The following is a 14,175-nucleotide window of genomic DNA, read 5'->3' as shown; positions in this document are numbered from 1 at the left end:
GCCCCCGGCGGCGGGCCGGAGGCTCGGATGGTCCGTTGATCCGCTTTTCGCTAGGGGATGGTAGCGCCCACCGCCGCCAGCGCGTCGGTCACCGGGAAGAAGAACGTCGTGCCGCCCGAGGTGCAGTCGCCGCTGCCGCCCGAGGTGAGGCCGATCGCGCTGCTGCCGGAGAAGAGCGCGCCGCCGCTGTCGCCTGGCTCCGAGCAGACCGTGGTCTCGATGGTGCCCTCCACGACGCCCTGCGGGTACTCCACGGAGACGTCGACCGCCGTGACCTCGCCGTCGTGCACGCCCGAGGTGCTGCCGCTGCGGACGACCGTCTGGCCGACCGTGGCCTCGGCGGCCCCGGTGATCTCCTGGGTGGTGCCGTCGTACAGGTCGACCTCGCTGGGGTGTTCGGTGTCGGAGCCGTACTCGACCAGCGCGTAGTCGTGCCCGGGGAACTCGCCCTGGGTCAGGGTGCCGATCTCCTCGCCGCCTGCGGAGTCGGACCAGGTGCTGCCCACCTCTCCGCAGTGCCCCGCGGTGAGGAAGCCGGGCCGGCCGTCCACCGTGACGTTGAAGCCGAGGGAACAGCGCGCGTTCGAGGTGTAGATGGCGTCGCCGCCCGCGAGGTAGGGCCGGAACCGCCCCTGGACCGTGTCGAGCGCCGCGGTGTCGCCCAGTTCCTCCACCGCCCGGCGGATCGTGGCCAGGTCCTCGCCGTGCACCGTGCCGTCCACGGTCACCCGGACCCGGTTGGCGACCGGGTCGACGGCCCAGGCGGTGCCCGGCACGGCGACCTCGGCGATCTCGGTCCTGACCCGGTCGAGTTCGGCGAGGCTGTGGTCGACCAGGCGGGCCTGCGCGCCCGCCTCCTCGACGGCGGCCAGGGCCGACTCCTCGGTGACCCCGACGACCAGCGTCCGGGAGTCCCCGTCGTAGTAGGTGCCGCCCGCGACCTGTGGGGAGAGTCCGGCGGCGAGGGTCGTGGCCAGGTGCCCCGCCTCGGCCGAGGACAGGGTGGCCGGGGAGGCGTCCGTCTCGTCGCCCTGCGCCGCATTCGCCTGGGCGACGGCAAGGGTGCCGGCGAGCACCGCCGCGGCCGCGGCACAGGCCGCCGCGCGCCGGCGTGGGATGCGTCGGTGTGTCACGCTCTTTCCTCCTGTGGGGGTTGGAGCCACTGGCTCCGGAGAGAGCACGAACTTGGCCACTTCCCGGGGGACTCCCGAGGGTTCCGGAGGGCCCCGGGGGAAGCAGTCACGTCCATGCCAAGCGGTACCGGCGAGTATTCCCAGCGCTCCTCGGCCACACAAGGCCGAGATCCTGCCCCGCCCTCGCGGTCGCACCGGATGGGGTAATGCGCGTAAACCATCCGGAACACTCCCGGTTTTGCCGCGACGGGCCGAAAGAACGGGGGCACTTTGCGCATGCATACGCACGCGGCTCGTGGCCTCGACCGCCGCGCGAGGAGGACTAGACCTGTCCGAAAATCGACGCCGCAGGCCCCGGGTAGCCCGAGGGCCGGACGGCATTCGAGTCGCCCTCTAGTGAGGTGCGTCACATCGCGGCGCCGGCGAGGCGAGAACGCCAGGGAAACACCACTGCCCCCGCCCGGCGGACCGGGCGGGGGCAGTGGGCGGGAGGAAACCCGGCGGCTCGACGGAGCCCGGGTGCCTCAGCGGCCGGGGCCGCAGGGGCCCCGGCCTGACGGATCAGAGGATCGACGCGCCGTAGGCGTTCAGCGCCTCGACGACGGGCTGGAAGTAGGTCGTGCCACCCGAGGAGCAGTCGCCGCTGCCACCCGAGGTGAGGCCGACGGCGCTGCTGCCGGAGAAGAGCGGGCCGCCGCTGTCGCCGGGCTCGGCGCACACGTTGGTCCTGATGAGCCCGGAGACGATGTCGCCACCGCCGTAGTTCACGGTGTAGTTGAGGCCGGTGACGGAGCCGCCGTGCAGGCCCGTGGTGCTGCCGCTGCGCTGCACGGACAGGCCGACGGTGGCGTTGATGGCGCCGGTGATGTCACGCGAGCCGCTGTAGAGGTTCACCGTCCCGGGGTGGGCGATGGAGGAGTTGGCGTACTCCACGATGCCGTAGTCGTTGCCGGGGAAGCTGGTGCCCACGGTCGGGCCGATGTAGGTGGTCAGCGAGGAGTTGGTGTACCAGTCGGGGTATCCCTCGGTGCAGTGCCCCGCGGTGAGGAAGTAGTAGTCCCCGCCGATGGTCACGTTGAAGCCGACCGAGCAGCGCCAGCCGAGGTCGGCGTAGATCGGGTCGCCACCGGCGAGGTAGCGCTGCAGGGTGCCCTCGGTGCGCTCCACCGTGATCGCGCCGGCCAGCGAGCCCGCGGCGTGCTCGATCCGCGCGATCTCGGCGTCCGACACGGTCTCGTCGGCGGTGACCAGGACCTCCCCGGTCGCCTTGTCGACGGTCCAGGCGGTGCCCGCCACGTCGGCGTCGAGCACGGCGCTGCTCGCGGCCTGGAGCTGGGCCGTGCTGTAGGTGGTCACCGGCTCCGCCTGCGCCGCGGCGTTCGGCAGCGCGAAGGAGGCGGCGGCCAGGAGACCCGAGGCGGCCGCGAGCAGCCGCACGCGCCGCGAGACGCGTCTGTGGGGGTTGGTGCGCTTCATACTCACGTTGTTTCTACCTCCAGTGGGGTTTGGGGTCCGTTGGGTGGCCGGACCCGGGAGGCGAGGCCGGGAGCCGCCGGATAGGGCATGCTCCTGACAAGCGCTGTCTCCGAGTCTTCTCACCGCCGGCTCTGTTGGAAAGAACCTCTTTTAGCCAGCACAGTTAGCACGGTCAGCACAGCCGGCACGGTCAGCAGGTCCGGCACGGTCAGCAAGGCCGGCAGGGCCGCCCGGGGAGGGCACGCGGGCCCGCACGTCACTCGCTCGGGGGGCGTCGGCCTCACGCTGCGTCAACTTCCCGATACCGCGACTTCGCTGATGGCACAGCACATGTATTGCACCAGAACCGTCACGAAACCCGGTTCGTAGGACTATCCCCTTGGCGCATCCTCCGCATGATGGACGACGATAAGGGGAGCGGACGGGTACAGGGCCGCGTGAGTGAGAGGAGGAGTCCATGGGATCGGTACGGAAGGCAAGCGCCTGGCTGGGTCTCGTCGAAGACCGCGACATGCCGTACTACGAAGACGAGTACGCCGAGGACCCCGAGCCGGGCGGCGGCGCCGGGCCGTGGACGACCGACCCGCGGGTGCGGGTGGCGGCGGAGTCCGCCCACGAGAGCGGCGGCCGGATCGCCACCGTCACTCCGCGCAACTTCCGGGACGCCCGCCGCGTCGGCGAGCTGTTCCGCGACGGCGTGCCCGTCGTGGTCAACCTCACCACCCTGGAGTCCGCCGACGCCAAGCGGGTGGTGGACTTCGCGGCCGGCCTCATCTTCGGCCTGCGCGGCTCCATCGACCGCGTGGCCAACCGCGTCTTCCTGCTGACGCCCGCCGACTACCAGGTGGTGAGCGGCGACGGCAGCACCGCCGAGGACGACGGCTTCTTCAACCAGAGCTGAGGCCCCGCCGGGGCGGCCCGACGGCGGGCCGCGCCCGGCGGCGCCCGGCGCGGCCCGCGCTACCCGCGGAACGCGTCGAGCCCGGTGAGCGCCTTGCCCAGCACCAGCTGGTGCATCTCGCTCGTGCCCTCGTAGGTGAGCACGGACTCCAGATTCGCCATGTGCCGCATCACCGGGTACTCCAGGGAGATCCCGTTCGCGCCGAGGATCGTCCTGGCGGCGCGGCAGATCCCCAGCGCCTCGCGGACGTTGTTCAGCTTCCCGAAGCTGACCTGTTCCGGGCGCAGCCGCCCGGCGTCGAGCCGCCGCCCCAGGTGCCAGGCGAGCAGCAGGCCCTTGTGCAACTCCACGGCCATGTCGGCGAGCTTGGCCTGCGTCAGCTGGAAGCCGCCGATCGGGCGGCCGAACTGCTCGCGGGTGCGCGCGTAGCCGAGGGCCGTCTCGAAGCAGGTCCTGGCCGCCCCCATCGCCCCCCACACGATCCCGTGGCGCGCGTGGCTCAGGCAGCCGAGCGGCGCCCGCAGGCCGCGGCCCTCGGGCAGCGCGGCGGCCGCCGGGAGCCGCACCCCGTCGAGCGTCAGCTCGCTGGTGACGGAGGCCCGCAGCGAGCCCTTGTGCCGAATCTCGGCGGCCGCGAAGCCGGGGGTGCCCGCGGGCACCAGGAAGCCACGCACGCCCTCCTCGGTACGGGCCCACACGACGGCGACCCCGGCCACCGAGCCATTGGTGATCCACGTCTTGCGGCCGGTCAGCACCCAGTCCCCGCCGCGGCGTTCGGCGCGCGTGCGCATCCCGGCGGGGTCGGAGCCGTGGTCGGGCTCCGTCAGCCCGAAGCAGCCGATGACCTCGCCCGCCGCCATCCGCGGCAGCCACTCGCGCCGCTGCTCCTCGGAGCCGAAGCGGTGGATGGCGTACATCGCCAGGGAGCCCTGCACCGACACCAGCGAGCGGATGCCCGAGTCGGCCGCCTCGAGTTCCAGGCAGGTCAGGCCGTAGCTCACCGCGGAGGCCCCGGCGCAGCCGTAGCCGTGCAGGCTCATGCCGAGCGCGCCGAGCGCGCCCAGCTCCCTGGTCAGCTCCCGGATCTCGGGCAGCTCCCCGCGCTCGTACCAGTCGGCGATCCGCGGCAGCACCCGCTCGGCGGCCCATCGCCGCACGGTGTCGCGGACGGCCAGCTCCTCCGCGTCGAGCAATTCGTCGAGGCCCAGCGGATCGCCGGGGTCGAAGCCCCGGGAGCGGCCGGCGAGGTCCCCGGAGGGGGCGGAGGATGCAGAGGGCACAGAAGGCCCAGAAGGCCCAGGGGGCGTGGAGGAAGTCTGCGGCGAGGCGGGTTCTTCGGTCACCGGGCGAGGCTACGGGTGGGTAATCCGGCTGGGCAAGAACGCTGTCTCCCCCGGCGTCCCCGCCGCGCGGGAGCCGGGCTCGGGCTCGGCGCAGGCGGCGGGCCGGCACAGGCTGCGCGGGAGGCGGCGGGCCGCGAGGGCGCCGAGGAGCAGCAGCCCCGCGCTGGCCGCAAGCGTCAGGTGCATCCCGTGCACGAAGGCCCCGCGCGCGGCCTCCCGCAGCGTCTCGCCGGTGCCGCCGCCGAGCCGCCCGGCGACGGCGTACGCCTCGCCGAGCGAGTGCCCGGCCGCCCGCCGGTCGGCCGCGGGCACGCCCTGTACCCCGCGCACCGCGGGCGCGTACATGGCGTTCATGAGGCTGCCGAGCAGGGCGATGCCTATGCCGGCCCCGAGCTGGTAGGCGGTCTCGCCCAGGGCGGCCGCGGCCCCGGCCCTGGCGGCGGGCGCGTCGCTGAGCATGGACTCGTAGGCCGCGAACAGCGTGGTCTCCAGGCCGAAGCCGAGCAGCACGAAGCCCGCGGCCATGACGACCGGCTCGTCCCGCTCGCCGAGCAGGGTGAGCGCGAGCACGGCGCAGGCGGTGAGGAGGAAGCCCCAGGCCGCCATGCGGCGCGGGCCGAGCCGCCCGAGCAGCCGTTCCCCGGCCAGCCCCGCGGCGATCGCGGCCAGGCTGAGCGGCAGCAGCCGCAGCCCGGTCTCCAGGGGGGTGAGGCCGAGCACCAGCTGAAGGTACTGGGCGGCCACCAGGGCGAGGCCGACGAGCGCGAGCACGGTCAGCACGATGCAGCCCAGGGAGGTGCCGAACGCGGGCCTCGCGAAGGCCGCCAGGTCGATCAGCGGCTCGGGGCGGCGGCGCTGGCGGCGGACGAAGAGCGCCAGCAGCCCGAGGCCGGCCGCCGCGGCCAGGGCGGTGGCCGGGGTGAGCGGCTCGCCGGCGCCCACCCGCTTCACCGCCAGGACGGCGCAGAACAGGCCCCCGGCCGCCAGCAGGGCCCCCGCCAGGTCCCAGGGCCCGCGGCGGTCGCCGGTCGACTCGGGCAGCAGCAGGCGGCCGACGGGCAGGCAGCCTGCCATCAGGGGGATGTTGACCAGGAAGACCGAGCCCCACCAGAAGTGCTCCAGCAGCAGGCCGCCCACCAGCGGCCCCACCGCGGCCCCGAAGGCGGCGACCGCGCTCCACATGCCGATGGCCACGGCCCGCTCGCGCCGGTCGGGGAACACCTGGCGCAGTATGGACAGCGTGGCCGGCATGATCATGGCCCCGCCGACCCCGAGCAGCGCCCTGGCGCCGATCAGCATGCCCGGGCCCGGCGCGTAGGCGGCCAGCGCGGAGGCCACCCCGAAGCAGCCGTAGCCGAGCAGCAGCACCCGCCGCCGCCCGACCCGGTCCCCGAGGGTGCCGAAGAGGATGAGCAGCGCGGCGCACACCAGCGGGTAGGCGTCGACGATCCACAGCAGCTCCACGCCGCTGGGCCGCAGGTCCTCGGTGACGGTGGGCACGGCCACGTGCAGCACGGTGGCGTCGACGGCCACCACGAGCAGGCTGACGCACAGCACGGCGAGCACGATCCAGCGTCCTGGCGCGCCCGGCGGGCCGGGGAGGGGGCCGGGCACGGGCCGAGGGGCGGTTCGCGGGGCGGGGCCACGGGCGGGGACTCCGGGCCGGGGCGTCCCGGACATCGGCGCTCCTTACTGTCGTGCGCTCACGTCCCGTTCACCACCGTGGGGGAAGACCCGCCGGTGCGCGCACGCCGGGCACGGTGGAGACGGCACATGGTGCACCAGAGTACGGCAGCCGTTCGCCTGCCTCGCCTCGGGTGTTCACCTGACGGGGCAGCGCGGGGAATGCGCGTGCGAGCCGCCCGGCAAATGACGGAGCGACAATTCCCGGTCTGGCTATTTCGTAAAGCCGGGGGAAGCCAGACGGGTGAAATTTCGCGCGGGACATCACATCGCCATTACGAAGGCGGCCCCCGGACGGAAGCCCGCAACAGGCCCGGTAATCTTGAAAAAGTGCGTACCGACCGACTCCTGGCCCGGCTCGAACAGGAGCCCAGGCCGCCCGCCGTGCCGGCTCCCGTGATGAGCCGCACGCGCGTCGTGCTGCTGTGGGTCACCCTCGGCTTCTACGCGGCCGTGGTGGTGGCGGTGCTGAGCACGTCCTGGCTGGTGCGGCTCGACTGGCAGGTGATGCTGTTCCGGCCGTACAAGCAGTGGCCGGCCATGCACGCCTTCCTCGACTATTTCGTCGTGCTGGGCCAGCGCGGCCCCACGGCGGTGCTGGTCGCCGCCTGGCTGGGCTGGCGCTCCTGGCGGCAGCGCACGCTGCGCCCGCTCCTGGTGATGTCCGCCGCCCTGCTGCTGCTGAACGTCACGGTCGGCGCCGCGAAGCTCGGCATGGGCCGCGAGGGGCCGCACTACGCGACCGTGATGGGCTCGAACGAGATGTTCCTCAACGGGGATATATTTCCCTCGGGCCATACCGCCAACGCGGTCGTGACCTGGGGGATCCTGGCCTATCTGGCCACCACGGAGCGCGCGCGGCGCAGCCTTTCCGTCATCGCGGCGCTGTGCGCCCTCGGCGTCGGCGCCACCACCGTCTACCTGGGCACCCACTGGGTCAGCGACGTGCTCCTCGGCTGGACGGCCGGCCTTCTGGTGCTGCTGGCCCTGCCCTGGTGCGAGCCGGCGATCGACCGGGTCGAGCGGATGCTGCTGCGCTGGCGCGACCGGCTGCGGACCGGGCTGCGCGGCGGCGGTCCGCGCCCCGGGTCCGGGCTCGGGCCGCTCCCGCCGCTCGAGGTGACGCCGCAGCCGGTGACCGCCGCGGCCCGGCAGGAGGAGGAGCCGCCCGCCCCGCTCGGCGAGCCCCCGCTCAGCCCGGCACGGCCCACGGAGCCGGTGCAGGCCAGGGTCAGGCTGCGGACGCCGGGCCGGGCGCACCAGCCGAGCCGCCCCGAGCACCCGCCGCGCCCGGTCGGCAGCCACTAGGCCGCGTCGTTCCGGGGCCCGCGGGGCCGCCGGGCGCGGTGCCGCGGGTTCAGCCCCGCCAGCAGCGCACGACGCGGCCGTCCTCGACCGCGAGGTTCAGCCTCCCGGCCATGTACTCCATCGTGATGACGGCGTCGGGAGGCAGCCGGCGCACCCGGGGCCAGCCGCGCTCCCGCGCGCGCTGCTCTGCGGCTTCTGCGGCCATGCCGACGTAGTCCTCCGGGGAGTCGGCCGGGGGCTGCGGCTGGCGAGGTAGCGGTCCCATGGGGCCACCGTACGGTCCCCGTGGACACCCCGGAAGTCCCGGCCCGATCATCGAACTGTCACGCTTGTGTCACGAAGGTCCGCGGCGTTTTCCCCTCGGCCCGACGTGCACGTTGTGTAATTGCCGCGCCAAAGCACTCCCCGTTTCCGGTCTCCCGGATAAACCCCGCGGGGCTTTTCCGGGGACTTCCCGCCGAAAGGCACGGCACAAAAAATTCACACACCAGGTGAACCTTGGTGAACGCCCGGTCAATGGCAGCTCAACTCCGGCGGCGCCCGGGGCGGGCCCCGCCGATTGCCCGGGCCCGGGCGTGACCCGGGCGCCGCCCGCGCCGTTGAGCACGGAGCACCCGCCGCCGAGGGCGGGCGCCACCCCCCGAGACGTCACAGCCCGAACGTAGGAGCCACTGTGTCCCCCTTGTCTCCGCTGCTCGAAGTCAGCGACGCCGTACGCGCCGAGATCGGCGACGAAGAGGCAGACCGGCTGCTGGCCGGCGAGAACGCCCCCGGCAGCTACGACTGCACCTCCTGCCGCACCCCGGGGCACACCGAGCAGGAGCGCACCAGCACCGTGCTGTTCGTCGGCGAGGAGACGGCCGTGCTGGCCTTCGCGCACGCCACCTGCATCCCCTCGCAGGTGGTCTCGGTGTCCGAGGAGCAGCTGAAGGGAGCCGTGCGGTCCCTGAGCGGCGAGAGCGAGTTCGCCCGGCAGCCGTCCGCGCCGCCGCAGCCCACCTCGGCCGAGCCCGGCCGGGAGGCGGCCGTGCTGGGCGTCACCTGCGGCCAGATCCTCATCGGCGAGGAGCTGTACCCGGCCATCGTCGTGGAGCCCACGGGCCCGATCGCGCGGCCCGGCAGCACCGGCCCCGGCGACGAGTTCCTGCCGCTGCTGGTCGAGGCCGGCTTCCAGCGGGTGGCCGACGTGTCCCTCGCCCCCTCCCCCCTGCCCGGCTGGTCGGTGCTGCTGGCCATGGGGCAGCTGCACGCCGTCCTGCAGGGCGACCCCGCGGGCGGGCGGCCCTCCGCCTGGTGGCAGGCGCACCAGCCGCTGGCCGTCACCGACGGGTGGCGGGCGAGCGCCAACCAGCACCACACCGTCTTCGTCTACGCCGCCCCGGCCGGCGTGATCGGGCAGCAGCCGCGGGAGGACCTGCTGCGCGAGGCGCTGGAGAAGGCGGCCGTCAACGGCCTGCTGGTGGCCGCCGCGATGCCGCTGGCCGGCACCTGAACCCCGGCGCGCCCCCGGCTGAGGCGATCAGGTATACCGTCGCGCGGCCCCGCATCCGCGGGGCCGCGGTCTCGTTGAAGGGGACGTGCATTCCTACGAACCCTCACGCACGGCGCCTTCGGGACATTCCCCCGCCTACCGCCACGTTCCGGCGGTTCCCGCGGTTCCGCCCCTGTCCACCGCGAGTCCCGCGATCCCCGCCATGCGGGCCCCCTACGAGGGGCCGACGGCCTCCGCGACGCCCATCTACGACTCGCTGTGCGCCGAGTACCGCAGGCTCTTCCGCGCCCTGCCCGGCGACCGCTCGGGCGAGGAGGAGCTGCGCTTCGTGGCCTTCGGCACCATCCACGGCGTGGGCTACGGCAGTTGGGGCGACTACGACCGCAGGCACGGCGGCTACGGCTACGGATACCCGGGCGAGCCCGCCCCCGCGGCGGCCCTCACCCCCGCCAGGCACGAGGGCGGCGCCCACTCGGCCGTGCACGGGCTGTGAGCGGCCCCGCGGGCACCAACGGGGCCGCCGGGCCCGCTACTTCTTCCTCGACCGCTTTTCCCGCACCCGCACCGACACGTGGATCGGGCTGCCCTCGAAGCCGAACTCCTCGCGCAGCCGCCGCTCGATGAACCTGCGGTAGCCCGCCTCGAGGAAGCCGGAGGCGAAGAGGACGAACCGGGGGGGCCGCGTCCCCGCCTGGGTGCCGAAGAGGATGCGCGGCTGCTTCCCGCCGCGCAGCGGGTGCGGGTGCGAGGCGACGAGCTGGCCGAGGAACGCGTTCAGCTTGCCGGTCGGCACCCGGCTCTCCCAGCCGGCGAGCGCCGTCTCCACCGCCGGGACCAGCTTCTCCAGGTGGCGTCCGGTGCGCGCCGAGATGTTGACCCGCGGCGCCCAGCGCACCTGCACCAGCTCCTGCTCGATCTCCCGCTCCAGGTAGAAGCGGCGCTCCTCGTCCAGCAGGTCCCACTTGTTGTAGGCGATCACCAGGGCGCGCCCCGCGTCCACGGCCATCGTGATGATGCGGGTGTCCTGCACGCTGATCGGCTCGGTGACGTCGATCAGGACGACGGCGACCTCCGCCCGCTCCAGGGCCGCGGCGGTGCGCAGCGAGGCGTAGTAGTCCGCCCCGCCCTGCAGGTGCACGCGGCGCCTGATGCCGGCGGTGTCGACGAACTTCCAGGTCTTGCCGCCGAGTTCGATCAGCTCGTCCACCGGGTCGCGGGTGGTTCCCGCCGTCTCGTGCACCACGACCCGCTCCTCGCCCGCGGCCCGGTTCAGCAGCGAGGACTTGCCGACGTTCGGCCGGCCGATCAGCGCGATCCGGCGCGGGCCCCCGACGGTGGCGCCGAAGGTCTCGGCCGGTGCCTCCGGCAGCGCGTCCAGCACGGCGTCGAGCAGATCGCCCGTGCCCCTGCCGTGCAGGGCGGAGACGGGGTGCGGCTCGCCGACGCCCAGGGACCACAGGTACGCGGCCTCGGCCTCCATGGAGCTGCCGTCGACCTTGTTGGCGCACAGCACGACCGGCTTCCCGGCGCGCCGCAGCAGCTTGACGACGGCCTCGTCGGCGTCGGTCACGCCCACCGTGGCGTCCACGACGAGGACGACCGCGTCGGCCGCCTCGACCGCGAACTCGGCCTGGGCGGCCACCGAGGCCTGGATGCCGAGGACGTCCTGTTCCCAGCCGCCGGTGTCCACCACCTTGAAGCGCCGGCCGGTCCACTCCGCCTCGTAGGTGACCCGGTCCCTGGTGACGCCCGGCCGGTCCTCGACGACGGCCTCGCGGCGGCCGATGATCCGGTTGACCAGTGTCGACTTGCCGACATTGGGGCGGCCGACGACGGCGAGCACCGGCAGCGGTCCCGTGGCCGCGGCGGCGAGGTCGCTCTCGACCTCCTCCGCGTCGAAGCCCGATTCCGCGGCGAGCTCCATGAACTCCGCGTACTCGGCCTCGCCGAGCGCACCGTGCGGTCCCGCGGTGCCCTGGTGGTTCTGCTCTGTCATGGAGTTGCGTTCCTCGTCCGTACTCGTCTGCGCCCCATCCGGCCGCGCGGCCGGTGTGGCTGGTCGTGTGCCGGGCGCCCGCGCGCGGCGCCCCGTCTCAAGTGTCGCGCGCCGCTAGCGGCCGGTGAGCCCTCTGGCGTCCTTCAGGTGAGCGGTCAGCCGCTCCTGGAGGCGGGCGGTCGCCTCGTCCAGTGCCGCCCCGGTGCGCCTGCCCCCGCCGCCCACGGTGAACGGATCGCCGAACACTATGTCGATCCGGCCACGCAGCGGCGGCAGCGCCGGGATCACCCGGCCGCGGCGCTCGTTGCTGCCGAACACCGCCACCGGCACGACGGGCGTCTGGGAGCGGAGCGCGAAGTACGCCAGCCCGGCGCGCAGCCTGGCGAAGTCCCCGCCGCCCCTGGTGCCCTCGGGGAAGATGCCGAGCACGCCGCCCGCGTCCAGCACGGCCAGCGCGGTGGTGACCGCCCGCCGGTCGGTCCCGTGCCGGTCGACGCTGACCTGCCCTATGCCCCGCAGGAAGGCGCCCACCGGCCCGACGAAGACCTCCTTCTTCACCAGGAAGTGCACCGGCCGCGGCGCCGTGCCCATCAGCACCGGCCCGTCGACGTTGTGCGAGTGGTTGACGGCCAGGATGGCGGGCCCGGTGTCCGGGACCCGCCAGGCGCCGAGCACCCGGGGCCGGTAGGCCGTGTGGACGACGGCGACCGCGAGCCGCCGCCCGGCCGCCGCACCGCGCGCGTGCGGCGGGCCCGACCTGCTCACCGGAGGGGCCGTCGGCGCTCTTCGACGAGGCCGACCACGCACGCGACGACCTCGTCGAGGGTCAGCTCGGTGGTGTCCACCTCGACGGCGTCGGCCGCCTTCGCCATCGGGGAGGTCTTGCGCCCCGCGTCGGCGGCGTCGCGCTTGATCAGGGCCTCCCGGGTGCTCGCCAGGTCGGCGGCCTCCTTGCCCCGCAGCTCCCCGCTGCGGCGGGCGGCCCGCGCCTCGGGCGAGGCGGTCAGGAACACCTTCAGGTCGGCGTTCGGCAGCACGGTGGTGCCGATGTCCCTGCCCTCGACGACGATGCCGGCGGGCGCCTCGGCCGCGATGCTGCGCTGCAGCTCGGTGATCCTGGCCCGCACCTCGGGCACGGCGCTCACCGCGCTCACCGCGGCGGTGACCTCCCGGCCGCGGATCGGCACCGAGACGTCCGTGCCGTCCACGGTGATCGTCGGGGCCTGCGGGTCGGTGCCGGAGACGATCGTGGGCTTGGCCGAGGCGGCGGCCACCGCGGCCGGGTCGTCGACGTCGATGCCGTTCGACAGCATCCACCAGGTCATCGCCCGGTACTGCGCGCCGGTGTCGAGGAAGCCAAGGCCGAGGCGGATGGCGACCGCCTTGGACGTGCTCGACTTGCCCGTCCCGGAGGGGCCGTCGATGGCAACGATGACGGGGGTTGCAGCCACGGCGGTGGGCACCTTTCTGAGAGCGGCCACGCGGCGGGCGCGCGGAAGCGGGTGGTCCTGGCGGGCCTTCCCGGGGCGAGCCCGCGGCGCGGCCCAGGCTCCGGCCCCGGGACGGACCCGGCGGTGGCCCTCGGCGGGAGGCCCGGGGAAGGGGCTCCCCTGAAGGCTCGGGAGACGGTTTTCGAAGAACACTCCGGAGGAGAAGACTACCGGCCCCCGGCGGGTGACCCCGCACCGCCCCCGAGGGCCCGGGGCGGGCCCCCGGGGGGCTACTGCCGCACGGACCAGCCGTGTTCGCGCAGGGCCTGGGTGAGCACCCGGGCGGCCTCCGGCTCCACCGACAGCTGCACCAGGCCCGCCGCCTGCCCGGTGGCGTGCTCGATGCGGACGTCCTCGATGTTGACCCCGGCGCGGCCCGCGTCGGCGAAGATCCTGGCCAGCTCGCCCGGCCGGTCGGAGATGTGCACCCCGACCGTCTCGTACGCGGCGGGCGCCGCCCCGTGCTTGCCCGGCACCCGCTCCCGTCCCGCCCGCCCGCGGCGCAGCATGGCCTCGACGCCGGCCGCCCCCGCCCCGCGCTTGGCCTCGTCCGCGGACTCCAGGGCGCGCAGGGCGCGCACGGTCTCGTCGAGGTCGGCGGCGACCTCGGCGAGGACGTCGGCGACCGGCCCCGGGTTGGCGGCGAGGATGTCGAGCCACATCCCCGGGTCGGAGGCCGCGATCCTGGTCACGTCGCGGATGCCCTGTCCGCACAGCCGCACCGCCGCCTCCTCCGCCCGCTCCAGGCGGGCGGCGACCAGGCTGGAGACCAGCTGCGGGGTGTGCGAGACCAGGGCGACGGCCCGGTCGTGGGCGTCGGCGTCCATCACCACGGGCACCGCCCGGCACAGCGCGACCAGCTCAAGCGCCAGGTTGAGCACCTCGGTGTCCAGGGTGGGCGTCGGGGTGAGCACCCAGGGCCTGCCCTCGAAGAGGTCGGCGGTGGCCGCCAGCGGCCCGGAGCGCTCCTTGCCCGCCATGGGGTGCGTGCCGAGGTAGGTGCCCAGGTCGCCGCCGAGCGCGGCCAGTTCGCGCCGCGGCCCGCCCTTCACACTGCCCACGTCGACGTAGCCCCGGGCCGCGCCCCGCCGCTGGAGGGCGAGCAGGGCGGGGGCGAGGTGGGCGGGCGGCACGGCGACCACCGCGAGGTCGACGGGCCCCTCGGGCGGCTCCTCCGTGCCTGCGCCCAGCGCGGCGGCCGTCCGCGGCTGGTCCGGGTCCCGGTCCTCCAGGTGCACCCGCACGCCGCGCGCGGACAGCGCCAGGGCGGCGGACGTGCCGATCAGGCCGGTGCCGAGGACGAGTGCGGTGCGCATCAGCCCAGCGTAGTCGGGGCAGGCCGGCCGGGCCGCG

Annotated in this window: 13 protein-coding genes; 4 read left to right on the top strand and 9 right to left on the bottom strand. The window is 74.4% G+C overall.

From position 1 onward, the window contains the following. Positions 1 to 50: 50 nt before the first annotated feature. Both D7294_RS08360 and D7294_RS08355 read right to left on the bottom strand, forming a co-directional pair. The gene (locus D7294_RS08360) at positions 51 to 1,133 is read right to left on the bottom strand and encodes a S1 family peptidase (RefSeq protein WP_120677224.1); all 1,083 of its coding nucleotides are present in this window, start codon (positions 1,131 to 1,133) and stop codon (positions 51 to 53) included. A gap of 561 nt (positions 1,134 to 1,694) precedes the next feature. Continuing rightward, the gene (locus tag D7294_RS08355; RefSeq protein WP_120677222.1) at positions 1,695 to 2,615 is read right to left on the bottom strand and encodes a S1 family peptidase; all 921 of its coding nucleotides are present in this window, start codon (positions 2,613 to 2,615) and stop codon (positions 1,695 to 1,697) included. 451 nt (positions 2,616 to 3,066) lie between these two features. On the opposite strand from D7294_RS08355, the gene D7294_RS08350 reads away from it, so the two are divergent. Next, positions 3,067 to 3,510 (top strand): cell division protein SepF, encoded by a 444-nt coding sequence (locus D7294_RS08350; RefSeq protein WP_120677220.1) that lies wholly within the window; start codon positions 3,067 to 3,069, stop codon positions 3,508 to 3,510. A 59-nt stretch (positions 3,511 to 3,569) separates the two neighbouring features. On the opposite strand, the gene D7294_RS08345 is transcribed toward D7294_RS08350, so the two are convergent. Beyond that, a complete protein-coding gene (locus tag D7294_RS08345; RefSeq protein WP_120677218.1) occupies positions 3,570 to 4,790 on the bottom strand; it encodes an acyl-CoA dehydrogenase family protein in 1,221 nt (406 codons plus the stop codon). 72 nt (positions 4,791 to 4,862) lie between these two features. Then, positions 4,863 to 6,533 (bottom strand): MFS transporter, encoded by a 1,671-nt coding sequence (locus tag D7294_RS08340; protein WP_120677217.1) that lies wholly within the window; start codon positions 6,531 to 6,533, stop codon positions 4,863 to 4,865. Between the two features lie 333 nt (positions 6,534 to 6,866). Here D7294_RS08340 and D7294_RS08335 point away from each other — a divergent pair, with 333 nt between their 5' ends. Further along, positions 6,867 to 7,844: a phosphatase PAP2 family protein gene (locus D7294_RS08335; RefSeq protein ID WP_120677215.1), complete on the top strand. Its 978-nt coding sequence runs from the start codon at positions 6,867 to 6,869 to the stop codon at positions 7,842 to 7,844. Between the two features lie 49 nt (positions 7,845 to 7,893). On the opposite strand, the gene D7294_RS08330 is transcribed toward D7294_RS08335, so the two are convergent. Beyond that, positions 7,894 to 8,109, bottom strand: coding sequence for an I78 family peptidase inhibitor (locus D7294_RS08330; protein ID WP_120677213.1), 216 nt, complete (start codon positions 8,107 to 8,109; stop codon positions 7,894 to 7,896). Between the two features lie 417 nt (positions 8,110 to 8,526). On the opposite strand from D7294_RS08330, the gene D7294_RS08325 reads away from it, so the two are divergent. Beyond that, positions 8,527 to 9,336, top strand: coding sequence for a hypothetical protein (locus D7294_RS08325; protein ID WP_120677211.1), 810 nt, complete (start codon positions 8,527 to 8,529; stop codon positions 9,334 to 9,336). A gap of 202 nt (positions 9,337 to 9,538) precedes the next feature. Continuing rightward, positions 9,539 to 9,829, top strand: coding sequence for a hypothetical protein (locus tag D7294_RS08320; RefSeq protein WP_120677209.1), 291 nt, complete (start codon positions 9,539 to 9,541; stop codon positions 9,827 to 9,829). A 36-nt stretch (positions 9,830 to 9,865) separates the two neighbouring features. Here the strand turns inward: D7294_RS08320 and der are convergent, their stop codons facing one another. The 4 genes from der to D7294_RS08300 all read right to left on the bottom strand — a co-directional run bounded on the left by der (position 9,866) and on the right by D7294_RS08300 (position 14,138). Continuing rightward, positions 9,866 to 11,332 carry a ribosome biogenesis GTPase Der gene (gene der / locus D7294_RS08315; RefSeq protein WP_120677207.1) on the bottom strand — a complete coding sequence of 489 codons (1,467 nt, stop codon included), beginning with the start codon at positions 11,330 to 11,332 and terminating at the stop codon, positions 9,866 to 9,868. A gap of 114 nt (positions 11,333 to 11,446) precedes the next feature. Next, complete coding sequence (locus tag D7294_RS08310) at positions 11,447 to 12,097, bottom strand: lysophospholipid acyltransferase family protein (protein WP_120677205.1); 651 nt, start codon at positions 12,095 to 12,097, stop codon at positions 11,447 to 11,449. Then, positions 12,094 to 12,783: a (d)CMP kinase gene (cmk, locus tag D7294_RS08305; RefSeq protein ID WP_241562197.1), complete on the bottom strand. Its 690-nt coding sequence runs from the start codon at positions 12,781 to 12,783 to the stop codon at positions 12,094 to 12,096. The genes D7294_RS08310 and cmk overlap by 4 nt, the downstream gene beginning before the upstream one ends. 269 nt (positions 12,784 to 13,052) lie before the next feature. Beyond that, a complete protein-coding gene (locus D7294_RS08300; RefSeq protein WP_120677203.1) occupies positions 13,053 to 14,138 on the bottom strand; it encodes a prephenate dehydrogenase in 1,086 nt (361 codons plus the stop codon). Positions 14,139 to 14,175: the final 37 nt, after the last annotated feature.

The organism is Streptomyces hoynatensis (assembly GCF_003626535.1).
Taxonomy (GTDB): domain Bacteria; phylum Actinomycetota; class Actinomycetes; order Streptomycetales; family Streptomycetaceae; genus Streptomyces; species Streptomyces hoynatensis.
This window is presented reverse-complemented; position numbering and strand designations above follow the sequence as displayed.